The organism is Mucilaginibacter sp. NFR10, from assembly GCF_900100445.1.
In the GTDB taxonomy this organism is placed as follows: Bacteria; Bacteroidota; Bacteroidia; order Sphingobacteriales; family Sphingobacteriaceae; genus Mucilaginibacter; species Mucilaginibacter rubeus.
On record NZ_FMTV01000014.1, the window covers coordinates 1 to 17,306 of the forward strand.

Below are 17,306 nucleotides of genomic sequence, written 5' to 3' on the forward strand. Positions count from 1 at the left end.
CGGGCTTACAGGATGATCATATCCACTTTATGGCATTGCCGTTTTACGAAACCGGTAAAACCAAAAAGAATTCGGTAGGTGAGGAAGATATTCAATTGACTATCGACCTGCTTCAAAAAGTAAAACCACAGCAGATCTTCGCGGCAGGTGACTTTGCAGATCCTAACGGAACCCACCTGGTATGCTTCAAAATCATCTTAGCTGCACTGGAAAGATTAAAAGGAAAAGAAGCCTGGGTTGAAGACTGCTGGCTGTGGATGTACCGTGGTGCATGGCATGAGTTTGAAACACATGAGATAGAGATGGCAGTACCATTGTCGCCACAGGAGGTGATCCGCAAACGAAATGCGATCTTCAAACACCAGTCGCAAAAGGACAGGCCTGTATTCCCGGGTGATGATGCAAGGGAGTTCTGGGTACGTGCAGAAGACCGCACCCGTGACACCGCCCATCGCTACGACCGCCTTGGCCTTGCTGAATATGAGGCTATGGAGGCGTTTAAACGATATATGTTTTAAGGATTTATAGAACCTCATTGCCTTGTGGAAGCAGGCAATGGGGTAATAATTGAAGGCCATGTGCGATTCCCTCCCTTGGGAGGGTGTAGGGAGGGGTTTCATCGATTAGCCTTGTTTTTGACAGGGTGTATAAACCCCTCCCTGCCAATGCACATTCCAAACGTACCCCTCCCTTGGGAGGGAATTTCTTTAATGTAGCCTATGACCTCAACCATAACCGAAAAACCAAAGCGGCTTCTTTCCCTTGATGTATTCCGGGGCATTACCATCGCCATGATGATCCTCGTTAATGATCCCGGTGATTGGGGGCATATCTATGCACCGCTCGAACATTCTAAATGGAACGGTTGTACACCTACCGACCTGGTTTTTCCTTTCTTTTTGTTTATGGTTGGCGTATCGGTTATATATGCCATGGAAAGTAAAAAGGCTACGGTATCGCATAGTAAACTCATCCTCAAGGCGCTGCGCCGTACCGTGATCCTGCTGCTGATCCCCTGGATAACTCAACTGACCTTGCACCCCGATACAGGGCTGGCTCATTTACGTTTGCCGGGTGTGTTGCCGCGCATAGCCCTGGTGTATTTCATCAGCACAGTACTTTATCTCAAAACATCACAAAAAACGCGCGACTGGATTTTTGCCGGAGCGCTTATAGGTTATTTTATCATCATGACCTTTATCCCTGTACCGGGTGTAGGCTATGCCAATCTTGAGCCTGAAACCAATATGGGGGCATGGATAGACAGGCTGGTATTTACGCCCGATCACCTCTGGCGCGAATCGCATACCTGGGACCCGGAAGGTTTGCTGGGGACTATTCCCGCCGTTGCCACAGCCTTGTTTGGCATTAGGGTGGGCAGCTGGCTAAAACGTAAAGACCGCGATGACAATATCAAAACTAATTGGATGTTTGTTTACGGAATAATCGCGGTTATAGCAGGCTTGTTCTGGGATTTGTTTTTTCCTATTAACAAAGCCTTGTGGACAAGCTCCTTTGTGCTTTATACCGGCGGCCTGGCAACCATTGGGCTGGCTTTATGCTACTGGCTTATTGACATACAAGGGTACAAACGCTTTACTTATCCCTTTGTGGTATTTGGCACCAATGCTATAACAGCTTATGTGCTGTCGGGCTTTATTCCGCATTATATAGGGATGATTAAAATAAACGGCTCGTCTATTTATCAAACTTTTTTTGCGCCTTATTTTTCACCTGTAAATGCTTCATTGATAAGTGCTATATTTACGGTGCTCATTTTATGGGTAGTGATGTGGGTGTTCTACATCAAAAAGATCTTTATCAAAATTTAATATGAACCTAAAACTTAAACTTATCGCATTAACAGGAATCATCCTGTTTTCTTTTTCAAGCTTAAAAGCGCAAACAACCACTCAAACTATTACCCAATCTCATTTAAAGGCCGCTGAGCAATTGTTAATTTCTATTGGTATAGATAAACAGTTTGGCGGAATGATGGATAATATTATTAACTCCACAAGTAGTCAAATGCCTGCAGAGCAGCGTGCCAAATTCATTGATGTGATGAAAACCTTTATGAACAAATACTTTACCTGGGATTTGCTCAAAGATAAAATGGCGGCTATTTATGCTGAAGAATTTACTGAAGATGAGCTTAATCAGATTTCTGTGTTTTATAGCTCACCGATAGGGCAAAAAGTAAGCTCAAAATTGCCTGCGTTAATGCAAAGGGGGATGATGGTTGGCCAGAATGCGGTTGCAGAACATAAAGACGAACTGACGCAAATGATGCAGGATGCTTTTGGTTCTTCTAACCAGGCTCCGGCTAATCAGCCTCCCGCTAAAAAGCCAGCCTCAAAATCAGCTACAAAACATTAATTTTCATAACAATACTTTGTAACTAAGATTTTCGTTTTGCATCTTAGTACCCTGACTATTAAACTTTATAATGAACCTGAACAAATACGTTCCGCTGGCCCTATTGGCTTTAACACTTTCGGGCGGAAGTGCTTTTGCACAAGTAAAAAAGAAACCTGTTCCGTCGCCTAAAAATAAACCCGGCACCCAGGCCATTGCTGCCAAGAGCGATATATTACCGGTTGACAAGGATGTGATCATTGGTAAATTACCCAATGGCTTAACTTATTATATCCGTGCCAATGTTGAACCTAAAAGCAGGGCCGAACTTTACCTGGTTAATAAAGCCGGTTCGGTTTTGGAAAATGACGATCAGCAGGGCCTGGCCCACTTTACCGAGCACATGGCTTTTAACGGTACACGCGATTTTCCAAAAAATCAGATGGTTGACTACCTGCAAAAAGCAGGCGTAAAATTTGGCGCCGATTTAAACGCTTACACTTCGTTTAACGAAACCGTATATCAATTACCTCTGCCAACCGATACCGTCAGTGTGTTTGAAAAAGGCTTTAATATACTGGCTAATTGGGCCGGGTATGTAAGTTTTGATCCTGCCGAAATTGATAAAGAACGCGGCGTTGTTTTGGAAGAAGAGCGCCTTCGCGGCAAAAATGCCCAGGAACGCCTGCAACAACAAACATTGCCCGTACTGCTTAACAACTCAAGGTATGCGCTCCGCTTGCCGATAGGAAAGGAAGATATCCTGAAAAACTTTAAGCCCGAAACTATCAAAGCTTTTTACCAGGATTGGTATCGCCCCGATTTGCAGGCTGTTGTTGCCGTGGGTGATTTTGACCCAAAACGTGTTGAGGCGCTCATTAAACAAAACTTTTCACAGCTTAAAAACCCGGCCGCCGAAAAGCCGAGGACAAAATATTCCGTACCTGCAACACCGGGTACCGCGGTAAAAATTGTTACGGATCCCGAGTATCCATACACTGTTGCACAGATCATTGTAAAACATCCTGGCACGGTTACTAAAACTACCGGCGATTACATGCAGCAGGTAAGGATACAGTTGTTTAACCAGATGCTTAATTCGCGCATAAACGAGTTGCTGCAAAAACCTAATCCGCCGTTTTTATATGGCCGTACCAGCTATGGTAATTTTATTGGCGACCAGGATGCTTACACTTCACTGGTTGTCGCCAAACCCGGCGAACTTGAAAAAGCGGTTAAAGCCGTGGTGGCCGAATCTGAACGCGCCCGCAAATTTGGTTTTACCCTTACCGAGCTGGAACGCGCCAAGCAGGATGCGCTGGTTGGTATTGGGAATGCTTACCGGGAGAGGGATAAAACCCCTTCGGCAAATTTTGTACGTGAATACCAGGCCAACTTTTTAACCGGCGAGGCTATCCCCGGCATCAGCTATGAGTATAATTTTTATATAGGCAATATCTATAAAGTAAGCCTGGCCGATATGAATGCCATGGCCGGTAAATTTATCAGCGATCAAAACCGTGTGGTGGTAGTACAAGCCCCGGATAAAGAAAAAGCTAATTTGCCCGACGAAAAAACCTTGCTGAACTGGATTGCCACAGGCGGCCAAAATGTAACTGCCTATATTGATAACGTATCAAGTGACCCGCTGCTGGCCAAAGTTCCTGAAGGTACTAAAGTTGCTAAAGAAGAAACAGATGAGGCCCTTGGTACAACCACGCTTACTTTAGGCAATGGTTTAAAAGTGATCTTAAAACCTACTGAATACCGTAACGATCAGATCCTGATAAACGGTTATGCTTTTGGCGGTACATCACTGGCAAGTGATGATGAATTTACGTCGGCAAACCTGGCCTCATCTATTATCAGCGGAAGCGGTATAGCGCAGTTTAACCAGGGCATGCTTGATAAAAAGCTGGCTGGCAAAAACCTGAGTATTTCGCCGTATATCAGTGAGTTTGCACAGGGTATTTCGGGAAATACCTCACCAGCCGATTTTGAAACAGCCCTTCAGTTGATTTACCTGTACTTTACCCAGCCGCGTAAAGACAAAGACATCTGGGATGCCAACATCGATCAAACCAGGTCGATATTGAGTACCCGCGGGCTTGATCCCGGAAGTGTTTACCAGGATACGGTATCGGCTGTATTAAGTAACTATAATTTCCGTGGTATGGTAACTACCTTACCAAGGTTAAATGCGGCAACACTTGATAAAGCTTACGATTTTTACAAAAAACGCTTTGCCGACGCCAGTGGTTTTACCTTTACACTGGTGGGTAATTTTAACATAGAAACAATTAAGCCATACCTTGAGCATTACCTTGGCGGTTTGCCCTCAACCAACAGCAAGGAAACTTACAAAAACATGAATATTGAGCCGCCTGCGGGTTTGATCACCAAAACGGTGAATAAAGGGGTAGGTGATAAAAGCACTGTACAATTGGTTTTTAGCGGCGATTATGATTACAATGAAGCTAACAATATACAGGTAGATGCGCTGGAAGAAGTACTGAACATTAAACTGATTGAACGGTTACGTGAGCAGGAAAGCGGTGTATATGCTCCCGGGGTAAGGGCCGGCTACCATAAAATTCCGGGGGGGCGTTACACTTTTACCATATCTTTTGGTTGCGCACCCGAAAATGTGGATAAGCTGATCAACGCTACCATGGAGGAGATAGCCAAAATTAAACAGAACGGCGCCTTACCGGCAGATATCCAGAAATTTGTTGCCGAAGAAGCCCGTTCAACCCAGCAGCAGCTAAAGCAAAATGTTTTCTGGGCAGGATATCTTGCCTCTACATCGCAAAACGGCGAAAACCCGGACCAAATCCTGGGGCATGTAAGCAGCCTTGAACAAATAACCCCTCAAAGCACTAAAGATGCAGCTAATAAATATCTAAGCGGTAAAAATTTGATTAAATTGATATTGATGCCCGAAAAGAAATAAGGATAGTAGATATCATAATAAAGAAGGTCTTTCCGTTTCGGGAAGGCCTTCTTTATTTGTAAAGACCCATCACATGCGTCTTCGGCAGGACAAGCGGCTTTGCTTAATTATCGTGATTTGTATGCCCAGGACGCAATTATGTGTTTCTATGTCGAAAACAATCAATGCATATTCAAATAAGCCACTGCAGTATCATTGGCTTTATGTACTACCACGCCAACGCAACGGCCGCTGCTATCTATTTCAAAAGAAATCCCTTTACCCGGATCGGTGTAAATCTGCACCTTGCCGCCATTGTTGGTATAGGTAGAGGTTGGCTTTAATGAATAATATTTTTGAATATCCTGTTTGGTTGAACCTATACCTACGCCCTCACCGGTTCTAAACCGCGGCGATGTTACGAGGATCTTTTGTATATGACTTATTGATTCATCCTTACTGCCCATGTTGCGGTGCGAAAAAATCGCGGTACGGTAACGGGTAATATCATGTTTGGCAAACCAGACCATCAATGAACTGCCCATGGCCGCGTCGGAGCTATCAGGCTTGCCCAATCGCTTTATCACATTTTGCACATCATCATTTAAAATAATATGCCCGATGCTTTTGCCGGGAGTTATCAGCCAGTCGGACTGAACGGTGTTGGCCGTATTAGCATCCGATGCCATGATATGGTGGGTAGTTGTATCGTTTTTATCGAAAGGATATTGGCCTGTGGTATCCCTGGGTACGTGATTGGTATCGGCCAAAGTTGTTTCTTTTTTTGAATTGTTGCCGCAGGCCAAAAGGCAGATGGCTATCGAAATGATTATTAAGCTATTTCTGATCGTCATATTACCATAACCAATTTAATAGTTATTTTGTTGGCTCGATTATTCGTGCAATAACCAAACAACAAAAATTTTGTTAACAGAATAATGACAAGCAAAGGCCAACAGGTTATACAGCAATGGTACATGGAAAAAAACTGGGAGCAGTTCCCTTTCCAGGCCGAAATGATGGAGGCGTACCTTGGCGGCTATTCAGGCTTGTTGAATGCTCCCACGGGCAGCGGTAAAACTTTTGCCCTGTTCCTGCCTTTTCTGGCAGGGTTTATCAACACACATCCCGATACCTATAAAACCAAACAAAATAATGGCTTGCTGATGCTTTGGATAACCCCATTGCGGGCGCTTACCAACGATATCCGTAAAGCCATGCAGGAAGCCTGCGATGAGATCGGCTTACCATGGCGCATAGCTACCCGCACAGGGGATACCCCTGCTGCCGAAAAGCAAGCCCTCAAAAAAAAGCTGCCCGAAGTACTGCTTACCACGCCGGAAAGCTTGCACCTCATGCTTGCCCAAAAGGAATATCCTAAGTTATTCAGTCAGCTGCAGGTAGTTGTGATCGATGAATGGCATGAGTTGTTAGGTACAAAAAGGGGAGTGCAGGTGGAGCTGGGTCTATCCCGCCTTAAGGCCCTCGCTACAGTTTGCAGTGGGCAATTTGCAGTAGGCAGTAATAATCAGTTTGCAGTGGACAGTTTGCCGTTTGCGGGGAATAAGGTGCCAAACGAGAGTGTGAACGGAACCAAAAACTGCCAACTGCCAACTCAAAACCGCCAACTCAAAATCTGGGGTATCTCCGCAACTATTGGCAATCTTGAACAGGCTGCCGAAGTTTTATTAGGAAATGATTTTCCGCCGGAACAGGTTAAAATGGTACGCGCTAACCTGGAGAAAAAGCTGGATATCCGGTCTATTATTCCACAGAATATTGAGAATTACTCCTGGGCGGGGCATATCGGTTTAAAGCTGCTGCCCGAGGTGATGGAGATAGTTGCCAAAAGTAAAACCACACTGATATTTACTAATACGCGCTCTCAATCGGAGATCTGGTACCATGCCATTTTGGATAATTACCCCGAGTATGCGGGCATCATGGCTATGCACCATGGCTCATTGGATAACGAGCTGCGCAACTGGGTAGAAGCCGCTCTGCATGCCGAAGCCCTAAAACTGGTGGTGTGCACCTCAAGTTTGGACCTGGGGGTTGATTTTCGCCCTGTAGATACCGTTGTACAGGTTGGCAGTCCCAAAGGTGTTGCCCGTTTTATGCAGCGTGCCGGGCGAAGCGGGCACCATCCGGGAGCGACATCTCTGGCTTATTTTGTACCCACGCACTCGCTTGAGTTATTGGAGGGCGCGGCGCTGAAGGAAGCTATTAAGGATAAGATTTTTGAAAGCCGCGATCCGATGCTGCTTACCATGGATGTGCTGATTCAGTACATGGTGACACTGGCCGTGTCTGATGGTTTTTACGCCGACGAACTTTTTAAGGAGGTTAAAACCACTTATGCCTTTGCTGATCTGAGCAGGAACGAATTTGGACAATTACTTGATTTTATTACCAGCGGCGGTAAAACACTTGCCCAGTATGATGAATTTTTAAAAGTTGAGGTTGAAAACGGATTGTATAAAGTAAATAGCCGCAGAGTAGCCATGCGCCACCGGCTGAGTATCGGTACCATTACCAGCGAATTGAGTATCCGTGTTAAATGGTTAAGCGGCGGTAGTTTGGGTACTATTGAAGAGTCCTTTGTATCGAAGTTAAAACCCGGTAATACCTTTTGGTTTGCAGGCCGGAGTTTGGAGTTTGTACGTGTGAAGGAAATGACAGCCTACGTTAAAAAATCCAACTCAACCAAAGGGATAATCCCAAGCTGGAACGGGGGGCGGATGCCGCTGTCATCACAACTGGCGGCTGTATTCAGGCTTAAGCTGGATGAGGTGGCGCATGGCATCGAAAAAGATGTAGAGGTTAAGGCTTTGAAACCGCTTTTTGATTTGCAGCAGCAATTATCGCACTTACCGCAAAGCCATGAATTTTTGATCGAGTCATTTAAATCGAGAGAAGGGCACCATTTGTTGTTTTATCCTTTTGAAGGGCGGTTGGTTCACGAAGGCATGGCATCGCTGCTGGCTTATCGCATCAGTAAAATAAGGCCTGCAAGTTTTTCTATCGCTATGAATGATTACGGCTTTGAATTGCTTACTGACGAAGATATCCCTATTGAAGAAGCCCTGGAAGATGCCGGTTTTTTTTCGATAGATAACCTGATAGATGATATCCAGCACAGCTTAAATGCTAATGAAATGGCCCGCCGCCGTTTCAGGGATATAGCACATATTGGAGGTTTAGTGTTTACGGGTTATCCCGGTCAGCAGGTTAAGAACAAGCATTTGCAGGCATCAACCTCATTGCTGTTTGAAGTTTTCAGCGAGTATGAGCCGGATAACTTACTGGTACGCCAGGCCTATAACGAGGCTTTAGCCTTTCAATTAGAAGAGTTCAGGCTAAGGGCTGCTTTGCAACGGATCCAAACACAAAATATCATTTTGAAAGTGATTGAGCGACCAACACCTTTCGCCTTCCCGATCATGGTTGACAGCCTCGGCCGGGAAAGACTAACTACCGAGACCATGGAAGAGCGCATAGCCAAAATGGCCCGCAGCTACGGCGCCGAAGGTGTTCCTGAACCTGCAGAGCGGAAAAGCAGAAAGCCGGGGATCACAAGGAAGAAGGGTTTTTAAATAAATGAAAAACAAAAGAGGCCAGCTGTATGCAAAGCAAACGGTGGACCCTTTTTTTTCTATCTTTTTACCCTATCAAAATCTCCTGTTCTACGTTGATCACCTTTAAAAAATATTCATCGTGCGATACAACGATGAGCGTTCCCCGGTAATCGTTAATAGCTGCGGTTAAAATTTCGATGTTTTGAATATCGAGGTTATTGGTGGGCTCATCCAGGATGATTATATCTGGTGCCTGGTTGCTGATGGTTAATGAACAGAGCATCAGCCGCATTTTTTCGCCGCCGCTCAGGGCGCTGCATGGTTTATCCCAATACTCCTTAGTAAACAAAAACCTGTTGAGGCGAATTTTGATGTCATGTTCCTGCAATACGCCCGAATTATATTCTTCCGCCTGTTCATAAACACTGAGCTTGTTATTGATGAGTGAATAATCCTGGTCGATATAAATGGCTTTAACCGCCGCGCGTTCTATTGTGCCGGATTGTGGTTTTAGTGAGCCCAGCAGCATCTTTATCAGCGTTGTTTTGCCTGAGCCGTTTGCCCCTTTGATCGCCAGCCTTTCGCCGCTGGTGATTTGAAAACTTAACGGCGAGGTCCAAAGCTCTTGATCTCCGTATCCAAAGTTGAGGTCCTTAGCGGTAATCAGTACCTTCCCTTTATGAAGTGCCGAATTGTCAAAACCCATCTTCATTTTATCAATATCCGGCAACCGTGTACGCAGCTGGCTTAGTTCCTGTGCGATAGCATCAGTTTTTTCGGCATGGACACCCTTCATCTTCGAGGTGCTTTTTTCGGCGCTGTTTTTAAGCGTTTTCATCATGATAGTGGGCACACCGGCTTTTTCCTGTTTCTTTTTACCGCGGGCATCCAGCTTTTGCTGCCGTTCAACTGATTCCCTTTCTGTTTCCTTAGCCTTGCGGAGCGCTTTCTCCCTGCTTCTTACATCCTGGTTCAGGGCATCGCTCTCCATCATTTTTTGTTCGGCATAAAAATCGTAATCTCCGCCGTAAACGGTTATGCCCCGCTTGCTAAGTTCGCAAACCGTAGTAAGTAAGTTGAGTAAGGTACGGTCGTGACTAACCACCACCAGCGTATTATTGGTTGATTGGATATAATTATACAATAGTTCCCTGCTTGAATTATCCAAATGGTTGCTCGGCTCATCCAACAAAACTATTTCGGGGCGATGAATGGCGATGCCTGCTAAAAATACTTTTGTTTTTTGCCCGCCGCTAAGCGTGTCCATTTTTTGCGACAAATCAATATCCTTAAGCTGCCAATGTATAAACGCTTCCTGGCAGCGTTCCTCAATAGCCCAGTCGTCATTGAGCAGGGTCATATTTTCGTCGGTAACATTGCCTTCAAGAATCTGCTTTAAGGCGTTTAGTTTATCGTCTATTTGCAGGGCTTCGGCAACGCTAAATGCATTGTACTGTCCAAAAATCTGGGGCACATAATATGGTTTCGAACCGGTTTTTACCACGCCGCTTGCGGGCTGTAAGTTTCCGGCCAATATTTTAAGCAGGGTTGATTTCCCCGTGCCGTTGTTGCCTATGAGGGCTATTTTATCGTTTTTATTGACTACGAGATCTATACCGGCAAATAAAAGATCACGGTTAGGGTGTATATAAGTGATATCGTGCAGAATAAGCATAATTTCTTTCTTTAAAAAGGTGAATAATTGCAGGGGCGTTGTGGTAACGGCGCTGTTTATCTGTCCTGAAAGAAATTATTTATCACATAAAGGGAATGGTTGGTTACCGGGGCAAAAATAATAAAAATGGTTGAAATGTAATGAACGCGATATTCATTCCTCTTTTTACCATAATACTTTTAAAATAAAAAAGCCTTCAAACTCCAGTTCAAAGGCTTAGTTCTATCCATCTTCCGGCAAAATTACTTGCTGATCTTCTGTACTTTAAAATCTTCAAACTTTACATCAAAGCTTTGTTTACCGGGTGCTGCCGCTACCATTCCTATCATCGCTTTTACATTGGGCGGAAAATAAGCCAGGCGGAGCATATCATATTTTTCACCATCGAACGAATATTTGATCTCTACGAAATCGCCTTTGCGCAGCAGTTTCAGCCAAACCGATTTGGGACTGTCATGCCTCGGCACTACCGACCAGTCCGAAACTTCGCGGGTAACTACAGCACTTACGTTTTGCACGCCGTCAACATATTCAATTCCGGTTTTTATCCAGTTTTTGTTATCTATCCTTACCATTAACCCGGCCTGGTGAAACAGCTCTTTGTAGGCCCCGGTAATTTTTACGCTGGCTTCAAAATCGCCTTCCTGTTCGGTAAAATAAAATGGACCGTTATCCCTTATAAATCCATAATGTGTTACCCGCCAGTAGTCGGTTGCGGGGTCAACGGTCATGCGCAGCGTACTACCTTCTATTAATGATTTTTGAGGTTTACTGTACCATTGCATACTGTTTAAATTTTGTGCGAAACCAAATTTGCTGAGCAGGGCAAATAAGGTTAAAAAGGTTAGTTTTTTCATAGAGGTAAATTTATGATATATGATAATAAAGAATGAAGATAGTTTTAGGCTATAAATTTTTGTTTGGCCGGCCTTATCACACCACGCCTTGTAAGGCCAGAGAAGGGGTATTATTTATTAATTGTTAAAATATACTTAACTTAGTATTAAACAACATAAGCAAAATGTATGTCGAAGAACAAACTGCCGCTCTATGCTATAGTTGAATTATTGATGCGCCTTGCCGGTATCGATCCTCAAATCGGAAATTATAAAAATCATTCAGAACGCGGAGACAACGTTCTTGTAAAAACCACCAACGGTACTATTCAACTTTCAAGGGCCCTTGTTTTATCCCAGTTCCATAAGCCCGAAGACATTGAGAAACGTGATTTGGAATCCCTGGCTTCAAGGTTTAGAAGGAAACTGAGCAGGGCAAACAGGTGAAAGAAAAATCAGCCCAAAATCAAAGTAATAACCACATAGAGTATTTGTAATCTTTCGCAAAAAAGCTGAATAATCGTTTGACTGTGGGCTAATCGTCAATTTTTTGGAACAGCAGGTCTTATAGCTAAAAATTCAAGAGATTTGCTTCTTAAAAGATTTGCTTATGAACCTCGGATTAGATCAAAAGGTGGCTGTAGTGCTGGCTGCGAGTAAAGGATTAGGAAAAGCCTCGGCAATGGCTTTATCAGCAGAAGGCGCGAAAGTCATCATCGGTTCGCGGAACGCGGCAGAGCTTAACGAGGCCGCAGACGACATTAGTTCAAAAACGGGCAATGAAGTGTCCTGCTTTCCGGTAGACGTCAGCGATAGCGGGCAATTGGCTTCGTTTATAAATCGGGCGGGCAGCATATACGGACGGATAGATATATTGGTTAATAACGCCGGAGGGCCACCTTTCGGAAAATTTGAGAGCTTTGACGACACGCAATGGCAGCAGGCCTATGAACAAAACATGCTCAGTTTCGTTCGCACATCCCGGTTGGTATTGCCGTTCATGAAAACGGCAGGCAGCGGCCGTATTATCAATATCGTTAGTGGCTCGGTCAAGTCTGTATTGACCAACTCGGTGCTGTCTACCGCGATGCGTATGGGCGTAGTTGGTACGGCCAAAATGCTTGCCGAGGAATTAGGCGTTTATGGAATTACTGTCAATAATATCGCACCGGGCCTTATTCTGACAGATCGGATCAGGCACACACTGCCCCAGGACGTGGACCCCGAAGAGGCAATTAAGGAAAAAGCTAAAAGCATTCCACTCAAACGCATTGGCAAGCCGGAAGAGTTTGCGGCACTGGTGGCATTCCTTTCGTCTGCACAGGCGGCATACATCAGCGGGACAACCATGCAGGTAGACGGAGGTGCCAGCCGCGCTATTTTTTAATAAAGCTCGAACTTATTGCCTGTATGTAATATCGAACCACTCATCTACTTGTATGCAATTGCCGCGCTTGATGGCCCGGTTAATGGAATGATTGAAGTTGATTTAAACCCGGCAATATTTGCCCATCTGTTAAAGTCGGCAAATGTGTAATCAAACCCGGTGCCTGTTTCAATAAGCATATTCAAACTCATCATCATTCCAAAAACATTTTGTTTTCGCTCGCTATCTATTATGTTTTCGATAGCTACAAATGCTCCGTTGGCGGGGAGCGCGTCATAAGCTTTTTTCATTAATGATATTTTATTTTCCTCGTCCCAATCATGCAGGATATTTCCCATTACAACCACATCAGCATTGGGTATCGGCATAGTGAAGAAGTCGCCGCTTGCTGCTTTTACCTGTTCGGATAGCCCGAATTGCTGTATAGTTGCGATTGCAACTGGCTCAACCGGCGGCAGGTCAAAACTGGTGCAACGCATATGGGCATTATGCCTGGCAACCATCAATGAAAGCAGCCCGGCCGAACCGCCTACATCAATCAGCGTTTTATATTTGGTAAAATCAAATTTTTGAGCAAAGGCCATAAAGTTCCCCATTTGAATGCCACTCATTGCATTAATAAACCCTTTCAATTTTTCAGGATCTGAATATATTAGGCCAAAAAAATCCTCGCTCTTTTTTATTTCATTTTGCGGAAGCCCGGTAAGCAGCCCTTCGCCCAGGCTACCCCAAAATGTATATAAACGATTGTTCATCATTTCGAGAATGCCGCCAATGTATGATGGCTTGTTTTTATCTAAAAATGTGTCTGTGTCGAGAGAATTTGAATAAATAGCCGTATCCAAAATACCTTCACGCTTTAAAAAACCAAAAATGGTTAACGCATCTAAAAAATCATAAACATTCCTGTCGGTACATTTAAGCCCTAAAATGTTTTTGATATCGTTGGCTTTCATGGTTTTCTTTTCGGCAAGCCGGGTGAACAATTGAAAACTGACGGCGGTTAAAAGGATTTTTGAGGCCCAAAATCCTGTGCCAATTTTCATAATGTTTTCGGGTGATGGCTGGTTAGGTTGCTGTTCCATTTTTGTTATTATTAAATATCGGTTTAAAACTGGTAATGCCTTTCGGCGAATTCTACCCGGGCGGGAGAAATTAATTATCTAAAATACAGGTATTTAATTTAAAAAGAAAAGGGGGATTGATAATTGTGAAGAATGTATTTGTTCGTTAATCGTTTAAAGGGCTTCTTTCTTATGTCAGCTTCAGCGTCTTAATTGTTCTATTTTTTTGTTCAAAGCTTGTTTTACTGTTTTAGCCCTGGTTATTTGAGCCGCCAGGCTGTATTGTTCAACCGCTTTATCAACATCTACCGTTTCATACAAGTAGCCTAATAGCTTGTGATAGTGATCGCTATCAATCAGTTTTAGTTTCTCTGTCTCCCGTATAGCTTTTTCATGTCCGTAAACCCTGGCAATGGCAAATGCTCTGTTCAATGCGGTTACAGGTGAGTATTCTATTAAAATAAGCTGATTATAAAGTTGCAAAATATGCTGCCACTTATCGCGATCTGCAGGTTTGGTATGCCAATAGGCGATACCCGCTTCGAGGTGATATTTTGAGGTTTGATTACCCCTACAGGATTGTACAAAATAGTAATTACCTTTTTCAATAAGATCTTTATTCCATAGATTTTGATCCTGTTCGTCATAAAGAATAATTTCGCCACTATTGTTGGTACGTGCTTCAAGCCGCGAGCTTTGGTAACACATCAGAGCCAGGAGCGCTTTGGTTTGTGTTGCATCGGTTAACGGGTTTGCTGTCAGGATAAGTGTCAGTCTTATGGCTTCCGCACAGAGTTCATTCCTGATCAGTTGATCATTTGTTTTTGAAAAATAACCTTCATTAAATAACAGGTATAATGTTTTAAGTACGTTATTTAAGCGAAACTTAATATTGGATTCGGTTAATACCCCGATCTGGAAATGGCTGTTGCGAAGGCTGGTTTTGGCCCGGTGCAAGCGTTTTTTTATAGTCTCTGTCCTGGTCAAAAAAGCATTGGCGATTTCTTCTATGGTAAAACCGCAAAGGATCCGTAGCGCCAGGCAGATCTGGCTCCCGGCAGAATTACCCGGGTCACAAACTGCAAAGATCATAGCCAACTGGCTGTCTCCAATAGGCTCACTCCCGAATTCAATATCTGGTTCCGGTTCTACTGTGTTCTGTTTAATGTTGGCTGCAATCTTCGTATCAAAAAGCGTGGCACGTTTAAAATGATCTTTCGCCTTGTTTTGAGCAACAGTATAAAGCCAGGCCACGGGGTTTTCAGGAACACCGGCGATGGTCCAGCTTTCAGATGCTTTAAGGAACGTTTCGCCAATGATATCTTCTGCAATTTCAATATGCTTCAATCCAAAATAGCGGCACAACACAGCAGTCATCTTAAGGTATTCCTGCCTGTAAAGCTTAGTCAATAAAGTATTATTGTTCAATTGCGTAGCCTCCGATATCGCTAACGTTTTAAAACTTCCCTGATTTCAACGTTTCCTCCAAGTTTGAAGATTGGACTATCTTTAGCCAATTCAATAGCCTCATCAATTGTTTCGGCTCTTATAATAACATAGCCTACTATAAACTCCTTAATTTCAGTATATGGCCCATCTGTCACTACGCCACCAGCCCGTATAGTTGCCGCGCTTCCCGAAAACGGTAATAGAGAATTGCCATGGTCTACCAACTTATTTTGAGCGGCAATACCGGCCAGCCAGTTCAGGCGTTCCTGTATCTGTTCGGGTGTCGGCTTAAAATCCTCAACGTCTTTCATTCTGAAAATCAGCATAAACTCTTTCATATCTGTAACTAAAGGTTTTGTATAATGCCTTCGTAATCTACTCTGAAATTTGGCTCGGCAGTACCCTCAACTCTGTAGGTGCAAACGTCGGTAATTCCGGCATAGGCACTAAATACTGCTTTTATATATGATTCGATAAACTCATACTCCCTGGGCCAATATGCCAGTCTTCCGCCGGATGCTATAGCCAAATATACCTTTTTGCTGGTTAGGCAGCCTGTTTTTGTGCCATCCGCGTTAAACCTATAGCTGATACCCACACGTACCAACTGGTCGAGCCAGGCTTTTAAAAGAGAAGATATTCCCAGGTTATGCATAGGCGTACTTATGACAATGATTTCAGCCTCGTTCATCTCGTTGAAAATAGCATTGGCATAGCTAAGCAATCTTTCCCCTCTCTCGTCAATCATCTCCGGAAATTTATAGAACTCCCAGATCAATGCCTCATCCAAAAACGGCGGAGATGCTTTGGCCAAATCCCTTTCTACTACCTTGTCGATTTCACCTTTATCGATGAGCTTATTAATGATTGCTGTGCTGAGACACCGGCTGTACGACAACGCGCCGCGCGCGCTTGAAATAATATGTAATGCACTTTTCATAGTTTATTGTTTGTGCTATTGACGATCGGCTTTGGTAAAGGGGGACATGGCATGATAATTTCTTGCGAAAAGAATGAGCTGTGCTTCCGGGAAAGGGAGGTAAAGCATTGCTGCAAGCTGCTATGAGCCTATTCGTCGACACAATCACATCATTCATCGTCACATTGGCACAAAAAATACGCGGATTTGTTCCCTCAATAAACAAACTTTTTAAATTATGAAAAAGCTATTTTTATTTACCGCAGCCCTAAGCCTTATGCTCTTTTCCTGTAAAAAGGATAGCACCAATAACGGGGGGACCGCCCACGTGACCGTGAAAATGACTGATGCACCCGGCGCTTTTGATGCCGTGATCCTGAATATCAAAAGTGTGATCATTGTAACCGATAAGGGTGAACAAACGCTCAATGTGGATGGAGGCGCCGTTGATATCCTGCGGTTCCGTTCGGGCCGTGATACTGTACTGGCCGACCAGGATATTCCAGCAGGGACCATCCAGCAGGTGCGCCTGGTGTTGAACGACAGTGGTAACCGCGTGATTGTAGCCGGTGTGTCATATGACCTGACCACGCCAAGCGGTCAGACCTCAGGTGTGAAGCTGAACGTTCATGATAAGCTTACCGCCGGTATTGCCTATACTATGCGTTTGGACTTTGACGCCGCGCAATCCGTTGTACTTACCGGTAACGGCAAGTATATCCTCAAACCGGTGATCCGCGCAATTGCCACTGCCGCTTCGGGTGCGCTGACCGGTGTAGTTAGTCCTGCCGCATCCTCACCGAAGGTATATGCTATTACGGGTGCCGACACCATTGGCTCAACTACAGATGCCACCGGTAAATATTATTTCCCTGGCCTGGCAGCGGGCAGTTACCAGGTGAAATTTGTGCCGGTTAGCCCCTATGCCATCAAAACAGTAACTAACATTTCGGTAACAAACGGCACCGTCACTGATATGGGAACGGTGAATATTACCCAGTAACCCTGCTCTATCATTAAAAGGAAACAGCGGAGATTCAGCAGATGGTTAGATGATCTCTGCACCGTTAACCTATATCTTGTAAAAAGCCTTTGATCTTCAGATTAA

General features: G+C 44.2%; 14 protein-coding genes and 1 pseudogene. 8 read left to right on the forward strand and 7 right to left on the reverse strand.

The features are described 5' to 3' along the window. From BLP33_RS25975 to BLP33_RS25990, 4 genes and pseudogenes are all read left to right on the forward strand, one after another. Positions 1 to 518 (forward strand): annotated as a pseudogene (locus tag BLP33_RS25975) (glucosamine-6-phosphate deaminase); the annotation flags it as partial. A 201-nt stretch (positions 519 to 719) separates the two neighbouring features. Beyond that, a complete protein-coding gene (locus BLP33_RS25980) occupies positions 720 to 1,832 on the forward strand; it encodes an acyltransferase family protein (RefSeq protein WP_090534714.1) in 1,113 nt (370 codons plus the stop codon). A gap of 1 nt (position 1,833) precedes the next feature. Then, a complete protein-coding gene (locus tag BLP33_RS25985) occupies positions 1,834 to 2,379 on the forward strand; it encodes a DUF2059 domain-containing protein (RefSeq protein ID WP_090534716.1) in 546 nt (181 codons plus the stop codon). Positions 2,380 to 2,449: 70 nt separating this feature from the next. Continuing rightward, a complete protein-coding gene (locus tag BLP33_RS25990) occupies positions 2,450 to 5,311 on the forward strand; it encodes a M16 family metallopeptidase (RefSeq protein ID WP_090534718.1) in 2,862 nt (953 codons plus the stop codon). A gap of 161 nt (positions 5,312 to 5,472) precedes the next feature. On the opposite strand, the gene BLP33_RS25995 is transcribed toward BLP33_RS25990, so the two are convergent. Then, a complete protein-coding gene (locus BLP33_RS25995) occupies positions 5,473 to 6,144 on the reverse strand; it encodes a hypothetical protein (RefSeq protein WP_090534720.1) in 672 nt (223 codons plus the stop codon). Positions 6,145 to 6,228: 84 nt separating this feature from the next. Here BLP33_RS25995 and BLP33_RS26000 point away from each other — a divergent pair, with 84 nt between their 5' ends. Continuing rightward, positions 6,229 to 8,886: a ligase-associated DNA damage response DEXH box helicase gene (locus BLP33_RS26000; protein WP_254780276.1), complete on the forward strand. Its 2,658-nt coding sequence runs from the start codon at positions 6,229 to 6,231 to the stop codon at positions 8,884 to 8,886. 67 nt (positions 8,887 to 8,953) lie between these two features. Here the strand turns inward: BLP33_RS26000 and abc-f are convergent, their stop codons facing one another. Together abc-f and BLP33_RS26010 are read right to left on the reverse strand one after the other, a co-directional pair. Beyond that, complete coding sequence (gene abc-f / locus BLP33_RS26005; RefSeq protein ID WP_090534723.1) at positions 8,954 to 10,543, reverse strand: ribosomal protection-like ABC-F family protein; 1,590 nt, start codon at positions 10,541 to 10,543, stop codon at positions 8,954 to 8,956. 242 nt (positions 10,544 to 10,785) lie between these two features. Next, a complete protein-coding gene (locus BLP33_RS26010; protein ID WP_090534725.1) occupies positions 10,786 to 11,400 on the reverse strand; it encodes a DUF1349 domain-containing protein in 615 nt (204 codons plus the stop codon). A gap of 168 nt (positions 11,401 to 11,568) precedes the next feature. Here BLP33_RS26010 and BLP33_RS26015 point away from each other — a divergent pair, with 168 nt between their 5' ends. Continuing rightward, positions 11,569 to 11,826 carry a hypothetical protein gene (locus tag BLP33_RS26015; protein ID WP_090534727.1) on the forward strand — a complete coding sequence of 86 codons (258 nt, stop codon included), beginning with the start codon at positions 11,569 to 11,571 and terminating at the stop codon, positions 11,824 to 11,826. A gap of 163 nt (positions 11,827 to 11,989) precedes the next feature. Further along, positions 11,990 to 12,766, forward strand: a complete 777-nt coding sequence (locus tag BLP33_RS26020) for an SDR family oxidoreductase (RefSeq protein ID WP_090534729.1) — start codon at positions 11,990 to 11,992, stop codon at positions 12,764 to 12,766. A 44-nt stretch (positions 12,767 to 12,810) separates the two neighbouring features. Here BLP33_RS26020 and BLP33_RS26025 read toward each other — a convergent pair whose 3' ends face one another. The 4 genes from BLP33_RS26025 to BLP33_RS26040 form a co-directional block, all read right to left on the reverse strand. Then, positions 12,811 to 13,851 (reverse strand): methyltransferase, encoded by a 1,041-nt coding sequence (locus BLP33_RS26025; RefSeq protein ID WP_090534730.1) that lies wholly within the window; start codon positions 13,849 to 13,851, stop codon positions 12,811 to 12,813. A 180-nt stretch (positions 13,852 to 14,031) separates the two neighbouring features. Then, positions 14,032 to 15,258 (reverse strand): RNA polymerase sigma factor, encoded by a 1,227-nt coding sequence (locus tag BLP33_RS26030; protein ID WP_090534732.1) that lies wholly within the window; start codon positions 15,256 to 15,258, stop codon positions 14,032 to 14,034. Between the two features lie 20 nt (positions 15,259 to 15,278). Further along, positions 15,279 to 15,617 (reverse strand): YciI family protein, encoded by a 339-nt coding sequence (locus tag BLP33_RS26035; protein WP_090534733.1) that lies wholly within the window; start codon positions 15,615 to 15,617, stop codon positions 15,279 to 15,281. A gap of 8 nt (positions 15,618 to 15,625) precedes the next feature. Beyond that, on the reverse strand, positions 15,626 to 16,219 hold the full coding sequence (locus BLP33_RS26040; RefSeq protein WP_090534735.1) for an FMN-dependent NADH-azoreductase: 594 nt from the start codon (positions 16,217 to 16,219) through the stop codon (positions 15,626 to 15,628). Positions 16,220 to 16,436: 217 nt separating this feature from the next. Here BLP33_RS26040 and BLP33_RS26045 point away from each other — a divergent pair, with 217 nt between their 5' ends. Next, on the forward strand, positions 16,437 to 17,201 hold the full coding sequence (locus BLP33_RS26045; RefSeq protein ID WP_090534736.1) for a DUF4382 domain-containing protein: 765 nt from the start codon (positions 16,437 to 16,439) through the stop codon (positions 17,199 to 17,201). The last annotated feature ends 105 nt before the right edge of the window (positions 17,202 to 17,306 follow it).